Source organism: Bosea sp. F3-2, from assembly GCF_008253865.1.
GTDB lineage: Bacteria > Pseudomonadota > Alphaproteobacteria > Rhizobiales > Beijerinckiaceae > Allobosea.
In genome coordinates this window covers 2,946,923-2,966,864 of the sequence record NZ_CP042331.1, presented here as the reverse complement: position 1 = coordinate 2,966,864, position 19,942 = coordinate 2,946,923, and the positions used below count along the sequence as shown (strand labels likewise).

At 67.4% G+C, this 19,942-nt stretch carries 17 protein-coding genes; 5 read left to right on the top strand and 12 right to left on the bottom strand.

Annotated elements, in window-relative coordinates; translation table 11 throughout:
* Positions 1 to 10: 10 nt before the first annotated feature.
* The 7 genes from FQV39_RS13670 to FQV39_RS13640 all read right to left on the bottom strand — a co-directional run bounded on the left by FQV39_RS13670 (position 11) and on the right by FQV39_RS13640 (position 9,949).
* Positions 11 to 625, bottom strand: a complete 615-nt coding sequence (locus tag FQV39_RS13670) for an NIPSNAP family protein (RefSeq protein WP_149130792.1) — start codon at positions 623 to 625, stop codon at positions 11 to 13.
* A gap of 18 nt (positions 626 to 643) precedes the next feature.
* Complete coding sequence (locus tag FQV39_RS13665) at positions 644 to 2,362, bottom strand: FAD-dependent oxidoreductase (RefSeq protein ID WP_149130791.1); 1,719 nt, start codon at positions 2,360 to 2,362, stop codon at positions 644 to 646.
* Positions 2,362 to 4,110, bottom strand: coding sequence for an FAD-dependent oxidoreductase (locus FQV39_RS13660; RefSeq protein WP_187640279.1), 1,749 nt, complete (start codon positions 4,108 to 4,110; stop codon positions 2,362 to 2,364). Before FQV39_RS13660 ends, FQV39_RS13665 begins: the two co-directional genes overlap by 1 nt.
* Positions 4,111 to 4,385: 275 nt before the next feature.
* A complete protein-coding gene (locus FQV39_RS13655; protein WP_149130789.1) occupies positions 4,386 to 5,189 on the bottom strand; it encodes a shikimate dehydrogenase family protein in 804 nt (267 codons plus the stop codon).
* Between the two features lie 31 nt (positions 5,190 to 5,220).
* On the bottom strand, positions 5,221 to 7,743 hold the full coding sequence (locus FQV39_RS13650) for a branched-chain amino acid ABC transporter ATP-binding protein/permease (protein WP_149130788.1): 2,523 nt from the start codon (positions 7,741 to 7,743) through the stop codon (positions 5,221 to 5,223).
* Positions 7,740 to 8,609 carry a branched-chain amino acid ABC transporter permease gene (locus tag FQV39_RS13645; protein WP_149130787.1) on the bottom strand — a complete coding sequence of 290 codons (870 nt, stop codon included), beginning with the start codon at positions 8,607 to 8,609 and terminating at the stop codon, positions 7,740 to 7,742. Before FQV39_RS13645 ends, FQV39_RS13650 begins: the two co-directional genes overlap by 4 nt.
* Positions 8,610 to 8,680: 71 nt before the next feature.
* Positions 8,681 to 9,949, bottom strand: coding sequence for an ABC transporter substrate-binding protein (locus FQV39_RS13640; protein ID WP_248313362.1), 1,269 nt, complete (start codon positions 9,947 to 9,949; stop codon positions 8,681 to 8,683).
* A 197-nt stretch (positions 9,950 to 10,146) separates the two neighbouring features.
* Here FQV39_RS13640 and FQV39_RS13635 point away from each other — a divergent pair, with 197 nt between their 5' ends.
* From FQV39_RS13635 to FQV39_RS13620, 4 genes are all read left to right on the top strand, one after another.
* A complete protein-coding gene (locus tag FQV39_RS13635) occupies positions 10,147 to 11,193 on the top strand; it encodes a Gfo/Idh/MocA family protein (RefSeq protein WP_149130785.1) in 1,047 nt (348 codons plus the stop codon).
* 4 nt (positions 11,194 to 11,197) lie between these two features.
* Positions 11,198 to 12,055: an IclR family transcriptional regulator gene (locus FQV39_RS13630; RefSeq protein ID WP_149130784.1), complete on the top strand. Its 858-nt coding sequence runs from the start codon at positions 11,198 to 11,200 to the stop codon at positions 12,053 to 12,055.
* Positions 12,056 to 12,116: 61 nt separating this feature from the next.
* Positions 12,117 to 13,016, top strand: coding sequence for an NAD-dependent epimerase/dehydratase family protein (locus tag FQV39_RS13625; protein WP_149130783.1), 900 nt, complete (start codon positions 12,117 to 12,119; stop codon positions 13,014 to 13,016).
* 4 nt (positions 13,017 to 13,020) lie between these two features.
* On the top strand, positions 13,021 to 13,848 hold the full coding sequence (locus FQV39_RS13620) for a sugar phosphate isomerase/epimerase family protein (RefSeq protein ID WP_149130782.1): 828 nt from the start codon (positions 13,021 to 13,023) through the stop codon (positions 13,846 to 13,848).
* A 12-nt stretch (positions 13,849 to 13,860) separates the two neighbouring features.
* Here the strand turns inward: FQV39_RS13620 and FQV39_RS13615 are convergent, their stop codons facing one another.
* From FQV39_RS13615 to FQV39_RS13605, 3 genes are read right to left on the bottom strand one after another with little or no spacing between them, the layout of a single operon-like run.
* The gene (locus FQV39_RS13615; RefSeq protein ID WP_149130781.1) at positions 13,861 to 14,628 is read right to left on the bottom strand and encodes an SDR family oxidoreductase; all 768 of its coding nucleotides are present in this window, start codon (positions 14,626 to 14,628) and stop codon (positions 13,861 to 13,863) included.
* Positions 14,629 to 14,643: 15 nt separating this feature from the next.
* A complete protein-coding gene (locus FQV39_RS13610) occupies positions 14,644 to 15,471 on the bottom strand; it encodes an SDR family NAD(P)-dependent oxidoreductase (protein WP_149130780.1) in 828 nt (275 codons plus the stop codon).
* Between the two features lie 13 nt (positions 15,472 to 15,484).
* A complete protein-coding gene (locus tag FQV39_RS13605; protein ID WP_149130779.1) occupies positions 15,485 to 17,185 on the bottom strand; it encodes an FAD-dependent oxidoreductase in 1,701 nt (566 codons plus the stop codon).
* 192 nt (positions 17,186 to 17,377) lie between these two features.
* Between FQV39_RS13605 and FQV39_RS13600 the strand changes: the two genes are divergently transcribed.
* Positions 17,378 to 18,247 carry a helix-turn-helix domain-containing protein gene (locus tag FQV39_RS13600; RefSeq protein ID WP_149130778.1) on the top strand — a complete coding sequence of 290 codons (870 nt, stop codon included), beginning with the start codon at positions 17,378 to 17,380 and terminating at the stop codon, positions 18,245 to 18,247.
* A 76-nt stretch (positions 18,248 to 18,323) separates the two neighbouring features.
* On the opposite strand, the gene FQV39_RS13595 is transcribed toward FQV39_RS13600, so the two are convergent.
* Together FQV39_RS13595 and FQV39_RS13590 are read right to left on the bottom strand one after the other, a co-directional pair.
* On the bottom strand, positions 18,324 to 19,037 hold the full coding sequence (locus tag FQV39_RS13595; protein ID WP_187640278.1) for a GntR family transcriptional regulator: 714 nt from the start codon (positions 19,035 to 19,037) through the stop codon (positions 18,324 to 18,326).
* 91 nt (positions 19,038 to 19,128) lie between these two features.
* A complete protein-coding gene (locus FQV39_RS13590) occupies positions 19,129 to 19,938 on the bottom strand; it encodes a sugar phosphate isomerase/epimerase family protein (RefSeq protein ID WP_149130776.1) in 810 nt (269 codons plus the stop codon).
* Positions 19,939 to 19,942: the final 4 nt, after the last annotated feature.

Genomic DNA, 19,942 nt, shown 5'->3' with positions numbered 1-19,942 from the left:
GCGCTCCGGATCAGGCGAGCGGGGAGATCGCGGTCGGCAGCGCGATCGTTGAGTACATCTCGCCGGTCAGCCATTGCGGCCCGCCCTTCGGCGGCCAGATGCCCTTGGCCACGGAATCGGCCCGGACCGCGGCGCGGTGGTCGAGGCTGGCGAAGGGCCAGATATGGGTGAAGCGCGCCGGCCCATCGAGCGCGTACATGGCGATGACGAGGGGGGAGAGCGCGACGCGAGCGGGCACGGCAGCCTCCCAGGCCGCGATCGTCGGCGGCACGCCGCCATGCTTCAGCATATAGGTGCGGATCTCGTAGACCGAGCCGAACTTGCCGGGCGTGACGGGCGGCAGGAAGGGGAAGGGCGCATAGCTGTCGAAGTCGAGCGCCTCCACATCCTCGCCGCAGCCGAAAGGATTGCCGCTGGCGAGCATCCGCTCGCGCTCCTGCCGGAGTTCGACGTCGTCGGCGAAGCCGCGCAGTACGAAGATCTGGTTGAGCCGGCCGATCTCACTGGTCCAGCAGCCGAGCAGCCGCCCCTTCGCGCCGCTTTCCTTGAGGGCGGCATCGATCGCGGCGATGGCGGAGGCGGCCTTGCCGAGGCGGACGGTGAGGGTGGCGATTTCGTAGCGCATGATCTGTCTTCCCATCGGTCAGGAGCGATTATTGGCGAGAGGCACGCCGCTGGCGTGATGGGCGGCGACGTAGCCGAAGGTCATGGCGGGCCCGAGCGTGATGCCGCCGGCCGGGTAGCGCCCCGCCATCATGCTCGACATGTCGTTGCCCACCGCATAGAGCCCCGGAATCGGCGCATCGCCCGGCCCGAGCACGCGGGCGCTGGCATCCGTCCTGAGGCCGGCGAAGGTGCCGAGGCTGCCGGCGACGATCTTGACCGCGTAGAGGGGGGCGGGGCCGATCGGCGCGACGCAAGGGTTGGGCTGGTGCTCGGGATCGCCCTGCACCCGGTTATAGGGCGTATCGCCGCGGCCGAAGGCGGGGTCGAGCCCCTGCGCGGCGTCGCGGTTGTAGGCGGCGAGCGTCGCGGCAAACCCGGCCGCGTTGATGCCGCAGGCTTCTGCCAGCGCTTCGGCCGTGCGGCCGCGCTTCAGATAGCCGTTGCTCAGCCACGCTCCGATTGGAAAGGGGCGCGGGCGGACCCGGCCCAGGCCGTAGCGACGCAGGAAGCCGTGGTCGCAGACGAGCCAGCACTCCGCCGGCTCGCCGGAAGGCGTGGCGGCGAAGAGCGCCTGCATCACGTCATGGTAGGAATCCGCCTCGTTGCAGAAGCGGCGCCCGTCGCGACGCACCATGATCGCGCCAGGCTTGGCCCGCTCGATCAGATGCGGAAAGTGCCCGGTCTTGCCGTCCGGCTTGGGCACGAGCGAGACCGGCGCCCAGGCTCCGGCATTGGGCAGATCTGTTTCGAGATGGCCACCGACGCTCTCGCCGAGTCGTATCCCATCCCCGGTGTTGGAACCGGGCGCGGCCGACCAGTGCTCGCGCCCCGTCGGTGCGTGCGGGAACAGTTCGGCCTTGCGCGCTGTGTCATGCGGAAAGCCGCCGGTGGCGAGCACCACGCCGCGCGAGGCTCGGATCGCCTGTCGGCGGCCGCCCGCTTCGACGATGGCGCCGGCGATCTGCTCGCCGTCGCGCAGCAATTCGATGGCTGCCGTGCTGCTCTGCAGGATAACGCCGAGATCATCGGCCGATTTCAGCAGCCGCGCAGCGAGTGCATTGCCGTTGACCAGATGCTGGCCACGGCCATGCCGGGCGCGGTCGGCGAAATGCCGGGCGAGGCGGCGCAGGACATGGAAGAAGGACGGGAGCTTGCGCGTGGCATTGAGGAAATGCCGCAGATCGGTTCCCGAAGCGATGTTCATGCCGAAGGGCGCCACTTCGTCGAGCGGCGGCCGCAGATTCTTGAGCCGCGCTCCCAGTTCGCGCCCGTCGAACGGCTTGGCGCAGAGCGAGCGACCGCCGGAGCCGGCGCCGGGGCTCTTGCCGTGGAAATCCGGGATCAGGTTGCCGTCGATGAAGTCGACGGCCGTCTCACGCTGGAAGAAGGCGACCATGCGCGGCCCCTGTTCCAGCAGCGTCGTGACGAAGGCCTCGTCGTAATCCGCACCGAGCTCATGGCGCAGATAGGTGCGGATCGTCTCTTCGTCCTCCTCGATGCCGGCGGCCTGCGCGAGCGGATTGCGCGGAAGCCACATCCAGCCGCCCGACCATGCGGTGGTCCCGCCGAACTGGCTTTCCTTCTCGATGACGACGACATCGAGGCCGAGCGCCGCCGCGGTGACGGCTGCAGCGAGGCCGCCGGCCCCGGAGCCGATCACCAGCAGGTCGCAGGATTGCGGCAAGGCTTGCTTCATCAGGCGGCATGCTCCGGCGCGGAAGCCCGCGACGACATGTTGTTGCCGAGCGCGTGGCGCACCGCGCGAAAGGCGAAGGTGATCGCCGGGCCGATGGTGATGCCGGGCCCCGGATAGGTGCCGCCCATGATCGAGTTCGCCTCGTTGCCGCAGGCATAGAGCCGGCCGATGGGGCGGTCGCCTTCGCCCAGCACCTGCGCATCCTCATCGATGACGAGACCCGTCGCGGCGCCGATGTCGCCCGGCGTCAGCTTGACCGCATAGAAGGGGGCGGTCGCGATAGGTCCCAGCGTCGGATTGGGGAAGCCGCGCGAGGCGTCGCCGTTGACACGATGATAGTCGGTGGTGCCGCGGCCGAACTCTGGATCGACGCCCGTGCGGGCGTACTCGTTCATATGGGCGATGGTCTCGGACAGCGCGGCCGGATCGGCGCCGATCTTGCCGGCGAGCTCTGCAATCGTTGCGCCTTGGACGAGGTAGCTATCGGCAAGGAAGGGCTGCAGGTTTTTCGTGCCCATGCGCACCATGCCGAGCCCGTAGCGGCGCAAGCCCTCGGCATCGGTGATGATCCAGCAGGGGATGGTCGGCCGGCTGCGGTTGGCCTCGAACATCGCGCGGCTGAACAGGTGGTAGGAGGTCGATTCGTTGACGAAGCGCCGGCCGCTCTGGTCGACGCAGACGGTGCCCGGCTTGCTGCGGTCGAGCACGAAATGCGGGAAGACGGCGGCAGTGCCGTCAGGGCGCTTGCGGGTCGAGACCGGCGCCCAATAGGCGTTGTCGAGATTGCTCTCGCCGAAATGTGCTCCGAGCTTGAGCGCGAGGTCCTGCATTGCGCCGGTATGGCCAGGCGCAGCGGGGCTGAGCGAGGGCACAGGCGCGTTGAGCATCTCGCCGCGCCGCTGCGGGTGGCGGTTATAGCCGCCGGCCGCGAGCACCACGCCTAGACGGGCCTTGATCCGGCGGCGGATATCGCCCTGCACGGCTGCCACGCCGGCGACGCCCTCCGGTCCGGTCAGCAGTTCGTCCGCCGAGCAGGTGGTCAGCACCGTGCCGCCATGCTTCTTCAAGGTCAGCAGAAGGCTGCCGATCAGGGCATTGCCCATGACGAGCCGCGTGCCGCGCTGCCCATGCAGGCGGTCGAGCCCGTAGCGGCCGATGATGCCCGCAGCATGCCGGAACGAGGTCCAGGATTTGCGCAGGTTGAGCAGGTGGCCGATATCGGTGCGGTCGATCATCATGCCGCCGAACAGCGTGAATTCCGGGATCGGTGGACGGATGCGGTCGATATCCGCGCCGAGCTGCCGGCCGTCGAACGGGACGGGCTCCAGCGCCCGCCCGCGCAGCGTCGAGCCCTCGACATCCGATTCATAGTCGGGATGCGTCGCATAGGGCCGGAAATGCACATCCGTGCGGCTCTCGAGCGTGGCGATCGCCTCGGGGCCGGCACGCAGGAAGGCGTCGCGTAGCCGGGATGAGGTGCGGTTGCCAACCACGCGGTCGAGAAAGCGGGCGGCCTTCTCGAGGCTGTCGCCGGTCGCGACCTTCTCCGCATGCATCGAGTTGGGGATCCAGGTCGTGGCGGCGGAAAGCGCGCTCGTCCCGCCGACATGGTCCGTCCGCTCGATCACGAGGACGGAGCGCCCCTCGATCGCGGCGAACACCGCCGCGGACAGGCCGGCGGCGCCCGAGCCGACGACGACGAGATCGTATTCCGGCTGCTCCGGCAGGGCCTTCAGCGTCGTGAACATGGCTCTAGGGTCTGTATTCATGATGGCTGACGTTCTGACGCAGGGCATTTTGGTCGGCGGGCAGGAGCGTGGCCGCAGCAAACCGCCCGGTTCGCAAGGCCACGCGACGCACCCGCCGCCCAAAAGGCCCGCGCCCTTTCGGGGTCGGGCGAAAAGGCCCGACAGCCGTGTCGGTCCCTTGCCCGATGCCGCAGGGCATCGGGCGGCGGGCTCCTCCTTGCTCTCGGGCCTTTTGGCCCGATCAGAACGTCAGCCATCATGACAGACTCCAAGCCTCAGCCGATCCGCTCGCCGGCGAGCAGGAACTCGACCATCGCGTTCTGCAGCGCCTGATACATCTGCGTACCCGTCGAGGTGCGGCAGCCACGCGCCCGCGCCGCCTCGATCAGCGGGGAAACGGCCGGGACGGTGATGACGCAACCGACGAAGGTTCCGGGCGAGAGCTTGTCGACCTCGATCGGCAGCGCATCGCCCGGCTTCATGCCGGCCGGCGTGGCATTGGCGACGAGGCCGAAGCCGGTGGGATCGGGCGAGCCGGCGAAGACCTTGGCCTTGCCGCGGTTGAGCCTCTCGATCAGCCCGTCGCGCCGCGCCGTATCCGCGTCGTGGATCGCGAGTTCGCTGACGCCGGCATCGACGAGGGCGAGCGCAATCGCCGAGCCAGCACCGCCGGCGCCAATCAGCAGCGCGCGCTTGCCTTCCGGCTCGCCGCCATTGGCCTTGACCGCGCCGACGAAGCCGAGCCCGTCGACGATGTCGCCATGCCAGGCGCCATCCTTGCGGCGGCGCATGATGTTGACCGAGCCGAGAACCTCGCTGCGTTCGCTCGTGCTGGCGCAGTGCCGGCAGCAAGCGAATTTATGCGGGACGGTGACAATGATGCCGTCGAGGTTAGGCAGATGATCGGCGGCTTTCAGGAAGGCATCGAGATGCTCGGGCGCGACTCGCACCGGGGCGACGATGCCGTCATGGCCGCGCTCGGCGAAGGCAGCGGTCATGCCGGCGGGCGACTTCACCTGCGCGATCGGTTCGCCGACGATGACGTTGAGGCGGGTCGCCCCGGTGATCTGGAAGTCCATGGCGTTTTCCTCGGATCCTGACGCGCCGCCGTCAGGCGGCGCATTGCGGTGCGGTTTCGACGACGCCGAGCAGGCGCGCCTGCGTGGCCTCGTCATGTTCGAGTTCCGTGGCATCGCCCGCGAACGCCACCTGGCCGTTGACCAGCACATAGGCGCGGTCGGCGATCGGCAGCACCAGCTCGGCATGATGCTCGACGATGACCATGGCGACGCGGCCGCGCAGCTTGACCAGCGCCTCCATCACCTCGTTGACGACGGCCGGCGCCAGCCCCTCGAACGGTTCGTCGAGCAGCACGAGCTTGCTGGGCACCATCAGCGCGCGGGCGATCGCGACCATCTGGCGCTCGCCGCCGGACAGGTTCTCCGCCTTCGCCGCCTGGCGCGTCTTGAGGCGCGGGAAGAGGGCAAAGGCCTCCTCCAGGCTGATCCCGCCGGGGCGTTGGGCGAGCAGCAGGTTCTCGGTCACGGTCAGGTTCGGGAACAGGCGCCGCCCCTCTGGCACCAGCGAGATGCCGAGCCGGTTGATCTCGAAGGGCCGGAGCTTGCGCAAATCGGCTCCGGCGAAGCGGATCGAACCACGGTCGAGCGGGAGACTGCCGGTGAGCGCCCGCAGCAGTGTCGTCTTGCCGACGCCGTTGCGGCCGAGCAGGGCCACGGCCTCGCCCTCACGGATCGTGATATCGACGCCGGAAAGGACGGTGCTGCCGCTATAGCCGACGGCGAGGTCCTTGGCCTCCAGCAGCACGGCATCGGCCTTGGCCGCGGAGCGGTCCACGGCAGGCGCCGTCGCCCGCTCGCCATCCTTGGCCGCGCCGAGATAGGCGGCGATGACCTCGGGGTTGCGTGCGACATCGGCGGGCTTGCCGTCCGCGATCATCCGGCCCTGATGGAGTACCGAGATGCGGTCGGAGATCGCGAGCACCCGGTCGATGTCGTGCTCGATCAGCAGCACGGCATGGCGCTGCGTCAGCCGCTGGATGAGGTCGGCGACGACGATGCGGTCCGCCTCGGCGAGGCCAGCGAGCGGCTCATCGAGCAGGAGCAGCTTCGACTCGATCGCCAGCGTCACGGCGATCTCGAGCAGGCGCTTTGCGCCGTGGGGGAGATCCTGGCTTGGCTCGGCCGCATGGTCGACGAGGCCGACTGCGTCGAGCAGCGACCAGGTGCGGGCATTGACCGCCGCGTCGGCATGGGCGTCGCGCAGCAGGCCGCGGGCGCCGCGGTGCTGGGCCTGGACCGCGATCCGGACATTTTCGAACACGGTCAGGTTCGGGAAGATCGAGAGGATCTGGAAGGAGCGGGCGATGCCGAGCCGGGCGCGGGCATGCATCGGCAGCTTGGTGATGTCATGTCCCTCGAAGAACACCTGGCCTGCGCTCGGCGGCAGCACGCCGGTCAGCATGTTGTAGAAGGTTGTCTTGCCGGCGCCGTTGGGGCCGATGATCGAGTGCAGCACGAAGGGCCGGACCTGAAGGTCGATCTCCTTGGCGGTGACGAGGCTGCCGAACTGCTTGGAGAGCTTGCGCGTCTCAAGGATCGGCTTGTCGGGATCCATCGCTTGGGCAGCGCTGACATAGGGTTCGATCGCCACCGGACGCGGTGGAATGGTGTTGCGCGTCAGCGTCCAGCGCTGGCGCCCGAAGACGCGCTGCACCAGGCCCATGATGCCCTCCGGCGAGAGCAGCGCGAACAGGATCAGGATCGGCGCGAAGATCAGCCACCAGTTCTCGGTGATGGCCGAGAGGCGGTTCTCCAGGATGATGAAGCTGATCGCTCCCCAGAGCGGGCCGAGGAAGTGATGCACGCCACCGAGCACGGTCATCAGCAGGGCGTCGCCCGCATGCTGCCAGCTCAGATTGTTGGCATAGACGCCCTGCAGCAGGAAGGTCAGCAGTGCGCCGGCGAAGCCGACGAAGCCGGCCATCAGCACGAAGGCGCCGAGTCTCAGCAGATAGACGTTGAAGCCGAGGCTGCGGGCGCGCTGCTCATTGTCGCGCACAGCCTGCAGCGCCCGGCCGAAGGGGGCATGCATGATGCGCCAGAGCAGCCAGACGGCGACGAGAACGCAGGCGATGACGAAGCCGTGGAAGCCGAGGTCGCTGGGGAAAGTCGGGCGCGCGACGCCCTGGAGCCCGTTCTCGCCGCCGGTGACGGCGGTCCATTTGAAGGCGATCTCGAAGGCGATCTGCGAGCAGGCCAGCGTCAGCAGCGAGAAGTAGAGCCCTTTGCGCCGCAGGATCAGCGCACCGAGCACGAGGCCGAGCACCAGAGAGAACAAGGCCGACAGCACGATGCCGCCGAGGTCGCCCGAGATCCGTCCGAGCACGAAGAAGGCGGCGGCATAGCTGGCGCAGCCGAAGAAGACGGAGGCTCCGAAGGGAACGAGCCCGGTATAGCCGACGAGCAGGTTCACCCCCATGCCGTACAGCGTGTAGATCGCGATCTGGGTGATGAGGCCGACCGGAGCGCCGAGCGCAAGCCACAGCGCCGTCAGGCCGCAGAGGACGAGGCCGACCCAGAGAACCGGATGCGTGAGCAGGGCGCGAAGGCTCATTCGAAGCGCTCCCATTTTTCACCGAAGAGGCCGCGGGGACGTACGAGCAGGATCGCCGCCATCAGCACATACATGGCCGCCCCCGCCCATTCCGGCTGGAACTGGATGGTCATGGCGACGGTGATGCCGACGAGCAGGCCGGCGATAATGGCCCCCGCATAGGAGCCGAGGCCCCCGATGGTGACGATGACGAAGGCCGGCATGATCGCGCTCGCGGCCATGGAGGGCGTCACCGTCCACAGCGGCGCCGCGAGCAAACCGGCGAGGCCGGCGAGCAGGCAGCCGATGCCGAAGACGAAGCTGAACACGACCGGCAGGTTGATGCCGAGAAGCCCCACCATCTCGGCGTCGCGCGAACCGGCGCGGATGATGCGGCCGAAGGGCGTGTAGGTCAGGAAGGCCCAGAAGGCGACGAGCGCCGCCACCGTGACCACCAGCACGAAGAGCCGGTACTTGGTCAGCAGGATCGGGCCATATTCGACGAAGCCGGACAGGAAGCGCGGCGCACTGAAGGGTAGGGGCGCGCCGCCGAAGACCATGCGCAGGATCGCCTCCACCAGCAGCGCCAGCGCGAAGGTCAGGATCAGGCCGAGCAGCGGCTCCTTGCCGTAGAGGTGTCGGATCAGCACGACCTCGACGATCATGCCGACCACGCCGGTCAGGAGCGGCGCCAGCAGGGCCGCCCACCAGCCGAATTCGCGGGCGAGCACCAGGGCGAAATAGGCACCGAGCGCGAAGAACGCGCCATGGGCGAAATTCACGATGCCGAGCAGGCCGAAGATGATCGACAGCCCGACTGCGATCAGAACGTAAAGGAAGCCGAGGACCAGACCGTTGACGGTCTGGGACAGGATCATGTCCAGCATGCGGACGCTCCCGCAAAGGCGCGAAGGAAGGAAGCCGGGATCCGCATGGACCCCGGCGGCGAGCCGCAGCGTCAGCCTGTCATCTTGCAGGCGCTGTCGGCCTGGCTACCGAAGGCCGTATCAATGTCGGCCTGGGTTTTCGGCAGCTCCGCCTTGATGTCGAAATAATCCCATTTGTCGGTGATCTTCGGCTTGATGCCGGCGACCAGCAGACGGTTCACCATCTGGTGGTCGAAGCTGCGATAGCCGGTGTCGAGATCGCCGCGCTTGACGCGCCATTTCTCCAGCGCGGCGACGATCGCGGCCGAATCCGTCGACTTGGCGGCCTCGATCGAATCGAGCAGGGATTTCATGCCGAGCCAGCCCATCCAGGCCTTGTCGGCGGCCGGGCGGTTGTATTTCTTCTCATAGGCCGCCGCCATGGCCTGCTCTTCGGGCGGGTTGTTCGGGTTCTTGTAGTACCAGGTCAGGGTGTAGAGCCCGTCGGCGGCTTCCGGCCCGACGCCCCACAGATCGGTGTTGCCGACCGAGATCTCCGCGAAGGGGATGCGTCCGCGCATGCCGAGCTCGTTCCACTGCTTCAGGAAGGTGGTGAGGTCGCTCGCCGAGATGCCGCCGATGACCACGTCGGGCTTGGCGGCGCGGATCTTCAGGATGAAGGAGCTGTAGTCCGGCGTGCTGACCGGCACCTCGTCGGCGCCGACGATGGTGATGCCGTTGGCCTTCGCATACTCCTCGAAGGAGCGTTTGATGTCCTGGCCGAACGCATAGGCGGCGGTCAGGAGATACCATTTCTTGCCGATGTCCTTGCAATAGGGTGCGAGAACGCGCGTGTGCACCTCGACCGGCGGCTGCAGCCGGAAGGTGTACTTGTTGCAGGACTTGCCGGTGATCTCGCCTGCCGCCGCGTTCGCCGCGACATAGGGAATCTTCGCCTTGTTGGCGACGGACGAGATCGCCAGCGCGAACGAGCTCAGCGCGCCGCCGACGATGCCGGCGACCTTGTGCTCGCCGACCAGCCGCTCGGCGTTCTGCTGGGCGCCTTGCGGATTGGGCTCGTCGAGCCAGACGATCTCGGCCGGCCGGCCCAGCAGGGTGTTGTTGCGCTGTTCCAGAGCGAGCATGCCGCCCTGTGCGAGATATTCCGCCTGGTCGACGATGTTGCCGGTCTTGGCCCAGATCATGCCGATCTTGATCGGCTCGGCCGCGGCGGCGTTGCCGATATAGGGCATGCCGAGCCTGGGGGCGATCAGTCCGGCGGCACCGAGCGAGCTCGCGCCGAGAAGCAGGCTACGGCGCCCGATCGAACGATTGAAGGTTGGTTTGCGAGCGTCGGTCACGATGTCCTCCCTGCTGTGGCGTTCCCTTTGCCGGAGCCGATTTCTTGTTTCCCATCCGTTGCGGCGGGCCGACCGGCAGCGAGGGCTGTAGCATAACTGGAATAGAATTCCACTCTAAAATTCAAAAATGGAATTTGATTCCGGTTTTGCTTGACGCGGGCCGGCGCTGCGCGACATAAACGGCGCGGAGGAAGACCATGAAGCCGCTTTCGATCGGGCTCGTCGGGGCCGGGGCCATTGGCCGCATGCATGCGGATGTGATCGCTGGCAGCGATTTCGCGTCGGTCGCCGGCGTCGCCGATCCGACAGAGGCGGGGCGCCAATACTGCCGGGAACGCGGCCTTGCCTGGTATCCCGATCACGACGCGCTGCTCGATGCGGGCGGGGTCGAAGCCCTGATCGTCGCTACGCCCAACCAGACCCATCTGGAGATCGGGCTCGCCGCGATCGCCCGCGGCATTCCGGCCCTGATCGAGAAGCCCGTCGCCGTGAGCGTCGCGGAAGGGGAGAAGCTCTCCGCCGCCTCGGCCAGTGCAGGCGTGCCGGTGCTGGTCGGACATCACCGCAGACACAATCCGATCATCGCCAAGGCACGCGAGATGGTCCAGGGCGGGGCGCTCGGGCGGCTGACGAACGCCACCGTGCTCTACACCTTCTATAAGCACGACGCCTATTTCGACCTCGCCTGGCGCCGCGAACCTGGCGGCGGACCGGTGCTGATCAACCTGATCCACGAGATCGACCTGATCCGCTTCGTCTGCGGCGAGGTCGCCGCCGTGCAGGCCGTGACCTCCGGTCGCGTCCGCGGGCTGCCGGTCGAGGACACGGCTGCGGTCTTGCTCGAACTCCAGAACGGCGCGCTCGTCACGGTGAGCCTGTCGGACACCGCCGTGACCCCTTGGAGCTGGGACCTCACCTCCGGCGAATTGCCGAGCTATCCCAAGCAGGCGAAGCCGGTGAATTCGCATTTCATCTCCGGCACGGAGGGCTCGCTGGCGCTGCCGGGGCTGGAGCATTGGCGCTATGATGGCGAGAAGAGCTGGTTCGCCGACCTCACCCAGGAGACGCTTCCGATCCAGCCGGAGAGCCCCTATCTGCGCCAGCTTCAGCATCTTCGTGACATCGCGCGCCATGGTGCGCGCCCGCTGATCGATGCGGCCGATGCCACCCGAACGCTCAAGGTGACACTTGCCGTTCAGGAGGCGGCACGCCAGAGACAACGTCTGGAGATGCATTTTGGGTAGCGCCATGGCGAAGCGGATCGACGACGAGGCCCGGCTGGAAGAAGCGGATGCGGCGCCGAGCGGCTTGCTGGAGCGCACGCTCGGCGTCCTCGAACTGCTGGCGTTGAATGCACGTGGGCTGCCGCTATTCGAGATCGCGGACCGGCTGAAGATCCCCCGCAGCGCGACGCACCGCGTGCTGACGAGCCTGGTCGACCATGGCTATGTGCGGCAGGAGCGCCATCACGGCACTTATGAGCTGACGGCCAAGATCGCGTCGCTCGCCTTCAGTTTCCTGGCGGGGGCGGGGATCACCGACCTTGCCCAGCCGATCCTCGACCGGCTCGCGCAGGAATCGACGGAACTCGTCCGCCTTGCGCTGATCGACGGGCGCGAGCTCGTCTGGGTGGCAAAGTCACAGGGTTCGCCCTTCGGATTGCGTTACGACCCCGACATGGGGCAGGCGGGCCGGCTCTCCTGCTCCGCGAGCGGACATGCCTGGCTGTCCTGCCTGCCTGAAGAGGAGGCCATCGCCCTCGTCGAGCGGCAGGGCTACGGCTCGCGCGAAGAGTTCGGCCCCAAGGCGCCGCAGACGCAGGCCGCTCTGCTCAAATATCTGCGTCAGACCCGCAAGCGCGGCTTCAGCCTCGTCGTCCAGACCTACTCGCCCTGGATGAACGCCACGGCTGCGCCGATCCGCAACCCGCAGACGCATGAGGTCGTCGGTGCCGTCGTGATCGCCGGCCCGCATATTCGGTTGACCGAAGAAAAGATGCTCTCGCTGTCCCCGCTGCTGCTGAACGCAGCCCGCGAGCTGTCCCTGGCAATGGGAGCAAGTCCGGGCCTGACGCACGGGCGATCGCGGGATCCCTTCTTCGGGTAGCCATTTCGAAAGCGCCGGGGCGAAGATGTCGACGTCCGGGCTGCGCCTTGGGGAGGTGCGATTGCGAGTTCTCTTGACTGGGGGCGCCGGATTTCTGGGCGCCTGGATTTGCCGCCGCCTGTCGCGCCAGGGCCAACGGATCCGGATCTTCGACCGAGTCGAGAACAGGAACACCATCGCGGCGATCGCCGGCGCGCCCGCAGCTGCTGCCTGCGAATGGGTCGATGGCGACATCACCGCTGCCGAGGCAGTCGCGGCCGCCATGCGCGGCTGCGATGCGGTCATCCATCTCGCTGGTGTGCTGACCCCGGCCTGCAAGGAAGATCCTGTCCGCGGCGCCGCGATCAACCTGATCGGCACGCTGAACGTCTTCGAGGCGGCTCTGCGCCACGGCATCGGCAAGGTCATCTACACCAGCAGCGCCGGCGTCTACGGGCCGCAGAGCGGCGATTTTCCGGTTCCGGTCTCCCATTATGGCGCGTTCAAGCTCGCCTGCGAGGGCAGCGCGCGCGCCTACTTCGCCGATCACCGGCTCTCCAGCATCGGCTTCAGGCCCTATGTCGTCTACGGGCCGGGGCGCGAAAGCGGCCTGAGCGCAGGGCCCACGCTGGCTTGCCGGGCTGCGGCGCGTGGCGAAGCTTACGTCTTTCCTTATGAGGGCGCGGCGGGGCTCGTCTATGTCGATGACGTCGCCGCGGCCTATGAAAGCGCGCTGCGGCACGACGCCCCCGGCGCGCATGTTTTCAACATGATCGGCGAGCAGGCCAGGCCGGAAGACGTCATTGCGACGCTGCGTGAGCTCGCGCCGGATTGCGACATCCGGACCGGAGGCGCGCCGATGCCTTCGGCGCCGGAGATCGCGGAGGGGCCGCTGCGGGAGATTCTCTCCAACGTCCCGTTCACGACGCTGCGCGAGGGCATCGCGCGGACGTTCGCCTTCTATCGCGACGGGACGCTCTGATCCGATGAAGGTAGCCGCCCATACCTTCGGCTTCGTCTGGCAGGAGAGCGCCGAAGCCACGGTCGAGGCGCTCGCGGCGGCCGGTTTCCGCAATGTCCAGCTCATGGCCACCTTGCCGCATTTCGATCCCTGGCGGGACGCCGCCGCCCGCACGGCTCGGCTGCGCGCCATCATCGAGCGTTATGGGCTGCGCGTTCTGGCGGGCGATCTCGCCAGCAGCGACATCAATCTGGCGAGCACCTCCAGCGAAGTCGTGCGCTTCGCCGTCGATGCCTATCGTCGATTGATCGCGCGCTGCGCCGAGCTGGGCGCCGTCGATGTCTGCGTCGGCTCCGGCCGCCGCCACGCGCTGCTCGCCAAGGCCAATGAGCGGCTGATGGAGAGCTTTCGGCCCGCCTTCCGCGAAATCGTCGAGGAGGCGCGGCGCCGTGGCCTCGGCGTCGGTCTCGAGAATCATCCGCAAGGGCTGCTCGCCGATGCCGCGACCATTCGCGACTTCCTCGACGAGGAGGGCTATGCGGATGTCCGCGTGATCTACGACGTCGCGAATGCCGTCGCCATCGGCGAGGATCCGGTCGAGGGGCTTGCGACGCTTCATTCGCGGATCAGCGCCGTCCACCTGTCCGACAGCCCGCTCGGCCAGTGGCGGCACGATCCCATCGGCAGCGGCGAGATCGACTTCGCTGCGATCGGCCACGAACTGAAACGGCAGTCCTATGGCGGGCCGGTCGTTCTCGAAATCCTCTCCGACACGCCGCTGGTGCACCTGCTCGACGGTATCCGCAAGCTCACGCAGGACGGGTGGACCTTCGAGGATAGGCCGCATATTTGATGAACCGGCCTTTCAGCGGCTGGATGCGTCGCCGGCGTCGGAGAAGGCCTGCCAGCCGCCATCCACGCTGAGGATCGCGCCGGTGACGTAGGACGCGGCCGGCGAGCACAGGAACCAGCCAGCCTCCGCGATCTCCTCCGGCTCGGCAAGGCGTCCCATCGGGATGCGCCGTTCCAGCTTGTGCCGGTCGATCCGGCCGGCGGCCTCGAGTGTCTTCACCAGCGCGGTCCCGACATAGCCCGGCGCCAGCGCGTTGACGCGGATGCCGAGACCGGCCCATTCGCAGGCGAAGTTCTTGGTCATCTGCGCGATGCCGGCCTTGGCGGCGCCATAGGCGTTGCGGCGAGGCAGACCGCCGAGCCCGGCGATCGAACTGATGTTGAGGATCGCGCCGCCGTGCCCGGCCATGAGCCGCGCCACCTCGCGCGACATCAGGAAGGTGCCATTGAGATGCACCTTCAGGACGCGCTCGAAATGGCCGATATCCTGCTCCAGGGTCGGCAGATGCGTGTCGCCGATCCCGGCATTGTTGACAAGGATGTCGATCCCACCAAGCACCTCTGCCGCTGCCGTCGCGGCGGCACCGACCGAGGCCTCATCGGCGACATCGCAGGCGAGGGCGATTTGCCCGTCTCCGAGCTCGGCGGCGCGCGCCGCGGCACGCTCCCCGTCGATGTCGGCGATGGCGACGCGGCAACCCGCCGCGGCGAAACGCCGGGCCAGCGCCCAGCCGATCCCGTCGGCAGCTCCGGTGATGATCGCCTTTTGTCGCACGGCCATGGGCGCCTCCTTTCGTCAAGCGGCAGGTCCGGCTGTTGGCGCGTAGCCCGGCCGGGGGATCAGGCTCATCAGGCCGCGCGTGAAGCCGCCATCGACGGTGATCTCCTCGCCGGTGACGTAGCGGGCCTGTTCGCTTGCCAGGAAGGCGACGGCATCGGCGATGTCGTCCGGCTGCCCGATGCGCCCCAGCGGGACGGCCTGCTCGCGCCGGCGCTTCAGTTCCGGATCGTCGTAGAAGCCGCGGCTCATCGGCGTCAGCACGAGGCCGGGGCTGACGACATTGCTGCGGATGCCCTGTGGCCCCCATTCCAGCGCGATCTGCCGGGAGAGCATCACGATCCCGGCCTTGCTGATGCTGTAGGCGCCGCTGAAGCCCTGCGCATGCGTTGCCGCGATCGAGGCGATATGGACCATCGCGCCGCCGCCATGGGCGCGCATCTGTCGGGCGAAGCTCTGTGCGCAGAGGAAATAGCCGGTGAGGTTGACCGACAACACGGCGTTCCACTCTTCAAGCGTCAGAGCATCGAGCGCGCCGGGGCGCAGCAGCGCCGCGTTGTTGACGAGGACGCGGCAGGGGCCGAGCTGGGCCGCAGAGGCTTCCGCAGCTCGAGCAACACTCGTGGGATCCGAGACATCGCAAGGAAAGACAGCGCCGTCCGCCCCGGCGCGCCGGACCTGTTCAAGGCTCTCCTCGGCCGCAGCCACCGAGCGGTCGAGCATCGCGATCCGCCCGCCGGCCCTGGCCAGGGCCAGCGCGATCGCGCCACCGAGACCGCCACCGGCACCGGTTACCACACAGACCGCGCCAGCCAGGTCGAACGCGCCCGCCAGATCGTTGCTCATCGTCCCGCCTCCCTCAAGGTTCGCGGCCGGCGAGGTGGCACCCGGCCAGATAGCCGAAAGTCATGATCGGGCCGAGCGTGATGCCGGCGCCTGGATAGCTGCCGCCCATCATGCTCGCCCTGTCATTGCCGACGGCGTAGAGCCCCTCGATCGGCCGTCCGTCAGCGGCCAGAACGCGGCCGACCACATCGGTCGTCAGCCCATCGAAGGTGCCGAGGTCGCCCATGACGATTCGCAGCGCATAGAACGGCGCCTGCCGGATCGGCGCGACATTCGGGTTCGGCTTATGGTCCGGGTCGCCCAGGAAGCGGTTGAAGGCGCTCCGCCCGCGTCCGAAGGCGGGGTCCACACCTTGCTCCGCCCCCTCGTTGAATTGCGCGACTGTCGCCATCAGCCCAGCCGGGTGGAGGCCTGCCGCCTTCGCCAGTGCCGGCAGCGTGTCGCCGCGCTTGAGGTAGCCGTTGCGGATATAGAGGCTGGTCGGGACGGGGGCCGGCTTGGCGAAGCCGAGGCCGTATTTGCGGATCGTGGCATGGTCGCAGATCAGCCAGGCTTCGGTGGCGCCTGCGTCCGCATTGTCCGCGATCATGGCGGCGCCGACGTCATGGTAGGATTCCGACTCGTTCGTGAAACGCCGGCCGGCCCGGTTCACTGCGATGACGCCGGGCTTGTAGCGGTCGACGAGATGCGGGAACACGCCGGTGCGCCCGCCGCCGAGCGGGACCTCGGAGACCGGCATCCAGGCCGCGGCGTTCGGGAAGCGCGGCGCGAACTCCGCTCCGGCCGTTTCCGCCAGCTTGATGCCATCGCCCGTATTGCCGACCGGCGTCGGCGAGACATGTCGCCCGCCGCGAGCGACGTGCGGATAGGCGGCGGCGATCCGCGCCGGGTCATGCGGGAAGCCGCCGCAGGCCAGCACGACGGCACGGTGGGCGCGGATCTCCCGAACACCCTCCCTGATGGCAAAGCGCGCGCCGGCAATGCGGCCGCCCTCGACCAGCAGGCCTTCGGCTGGCGTCTCGGTCAGGATCGGGATGCCGAGATCGAAGGCCGATTTGGCGAGCCGGGCGGCGAGGGCGTTGCCGCTGGTGATCTGGATCCCGCGCCGATAGAGGGCGAGATCCTTCAGATGCGCGGCGAGCCGACGCGCGACATAGAAGGCCGAGCCGAGCGAGCGCGTCGCCCGGAAGAAATGCTTCAGATCCTCGTTGGATGAATTGAACATCATGCCGATGAAGGTGATCGTCTCCAGCGGCGGCCGCAGCCGGGCGATCTCGGTGCCGAGACGACGCGCGTCGTAGGGCGCGGCCGTCAGCGAACGCCCCTTCGCCATGCCTCCTGGCGCGTCCGGGTGATAATCTGGATAATTGGACAGAAGGAAGCGAACCTCTGTCTCGCGCTCGAAGAATTCGACCATGCGCGGCCCGACGTCGAGGAAGGTCTCGACGACATCCTCGGCATAGAAGTTGCCGGCTTCGTGCCGCAGATAGGCCTTGGCCGCCTCGCAGGAATCCGGCAGGCCGGCCTTCGCCGCATGGGCATTGCCCGGTATCCAGAGCACCCCACCCGAATAGGCCATGGTGCCACCGAAGAACCGGTCCTTTTCCGCGACTATGACGTCGAGGCCGTACTTGCGGGCGGTCACCGCCGTGGACAATCCCCCGGCACCAGCCCCGATCACCAGCACATCGCAATCGGCTTTTTCAGCGGTCATGCCGGTCTCCTTTCGGCGTGGGCTCGCAAGCCGGTGGTTCGCCCCGGACGGTCCAGCTAAGCGTTTTCCTTCCCCGTCTCTCTGCGGGAGCTTGCCTGGAAAGGTTAGGGCCCTGGCGGGTCAGAGCAATGGACGCAGAACGGAAAGATTTGTACTTTTCCCGTGAGTAGGTGCGCCGTGCTGCGAGATGCGATGACCGCCGGATTGATCGAGCGTTACAGGCTGTACGGCGAGCCGATCAGGCATGTCGAACCGCGCTTCATCCATGTCGAGCCGATCCGCGAGCGCAGCGGCTACCATCAATGGTGGATCGCACCTCACGCCCATCGCGAGCTGCACCAGCTCCTGCTTGTTTCCGAAGGTGGCGGGACGATGGTCAGCGAGGGGGCGAGCTCCGGTATCGCGGTGCCGGCGGTCCTCGTCATTCCGGCCGAGACCGTGCACGGTTTCACCTTTACGCCGGTCACTGATGGCTGGGTCATCTCGATTGCACTCACAGCCCTGCCTGCTTCCGCGAGCAGCGACAGCCTGGTCTTGGCGCTTCTGGATCGACCACGTTGCGTCGGGCCTATCGATCCCGAGGCAGCACGCCAGATCAGCCAGTGCTTTCTGTCGCTATCGAGCGAACTCGCCTGGGACGGTGCCGGGCGCAATCTCGCGATCGAGGGAGAGGTTCTCAAGCTTCTCGCTGCATTTGCCCGTGCCACTCTAGCGACTGACATGGCGACAGCGTCGCTTTCCGATACAGAATCCCTGCTGCTGAACCGCTTCCGAGCGCTCGTCGAGGCCCATTTCGCGGACCATCTTCCTGTCTCCGCTTATGCTCGTAAGTTGGGAGTTTCAGAAGATCGTCTGCTGATGGTCTGCCGGAAGCGCTTCGACGCACCGCCCATTCAGATTATCCATCAGCGCATCATGGTCGAAGCCCAACGCTGGTTGCTCTACAGCTCCTCCCCGATCGGGAAGATCGCGGACGCGCTTGGTTTTCGGGACGCGGGTTATTTCTCGCGCTTCTTCACGAAGCGGTTGGGTGTCAGCCCGCGTAGCTTGCGAACCGGATAGGAGGCCCAGCGCCAAGCAAGGGACAGCCGGGCGTCACGTGACACCCCTCAGGGCAGCCACCGCTAGCCGGCGATCATTAGTCCAAGAGAGGACCGAAATGCTCCAGGGACGGGGTCCGCGCCGCCCGGCCCGCCGTTGCGCGTTTCCGCGATGGTTCGATGTCGTATCGCTTCGCCATCTTCAGGATGTGGTTCGAGAGCGCCCCGAGTGCCGCGGGCAGGTCGCTCTCTTCCAACCTGGCGATGATCTCGAAATGCTCGGTGTTCGCCTCGCTGCGGATCGAAGCAGTGGATCGGTGCGAACGCAGCGCCGCGACCTTGCCTGAGACGAGCCGATAGGCGTTGATCAGATAGCTGTTGCCGCTGTTCTCGATCGGTGCGGCGTGAAACGCCGTATCCGCATGGGCGCTACGGAGATCGTCGCCGGCGCGGATGGCTTCGTGCATCTCATGCGCAGCCGCCTTCAGGGCGGCGAGCGTCGCGTCGCGTCCGCGCCTCATAGCCAGGTGTAGTGCTTCCGTCTCGATCATCCGCCGGAATTCGCAGAGATTCTCGATGTCCTCCCTGGTCGGCAGGAAGACGAAGCTGCCGCGCTGCGGCTTGATGTCGATCAGCCCCTGCTGCTCCAGCGCCGTCAGCGCCTCGTGCACCGGGCTGCGGCTCACGCCGAGCTTGGTCGCGAGCTTATCCTCCGAGAGCGCATCGCCGAGTTCGACCTCGCCGTCGATGATCGCCTGACGCAGGCGCTCGGTCACGCGCAAGGTCAGAGCTCCTCGCTGTCTCGCAGCCACCTCGCCACGTCTCCTTCCTAACCGCCGAGAGCGGTCGCCCCTTCGCTTGTTCTGACGGCGACGCTTCGGGAGTCGGTATCCGGCCTTAAGCCTAAAGCGAATCGAGGAAATTGCGCGTTCCGGCGATACCCCTGCGCGCCTTTTCCACAAAGCTCAACGACTCGTCGCCGCGATGCGGCGTCTCGACGCTGATCGCGATATCCGCCGGAAGCTCCGCCATCAGCTCGTTCAGCCACAAGCCGCCTTCGCCCGGAATCATGCGTGCTCCCCGCGCTTCGGCGATGCAGGCCGCATCGTTGGCGGGTTTCGTCGCCGGGGCGTCGCAGAGCTGGAGATAGAGCACCTTGTCCTTCAGCGCCGCGACCGCCGCTGGTCCGCCGCCAGAGCGCGACAGATGCAATGCGTCGAGGAGGATACCGACATTCTTGCGTCCCGATGCGGTGGCGAGCCGTGCCGCATCCTCGATCGTCGCCGCCGAGCGCCAGCGCATGAACTCGATCGCGATGGCGATGCCGTGCTTCTCTGCGATATCGGCGATCCGCCCGAGATTGTCGGAGGCCCTGGACAGCTCCGGGTCCTCCGACGTGATCTGCATCAACGGCATGCCGAGCTCCGCCGCCGTCTCGATCACCGGCAACCAAGGCTCCATCACGGTCTCGGGCAGGAGAGTAAATACTTCCCCGTCGAGAAAGGAGATTCCGAGATTGGCGGCCGTCGCGTGGATTTCGCGGATCAGCGCCCTGTTGCCGACGATCGGATGCGCGAGTTCCAGCCCATGCGGCGCGATCAGCCTGAGGCCGGCGGCATCGTAGCCCGCTGCAGCGGCGCAGCGGACATGCTCGACCGGCGGGCAACCCTGAACGGTGAGATAGGCCAGCGAGAGGCGGTGCTGCTTGTGCATGGTA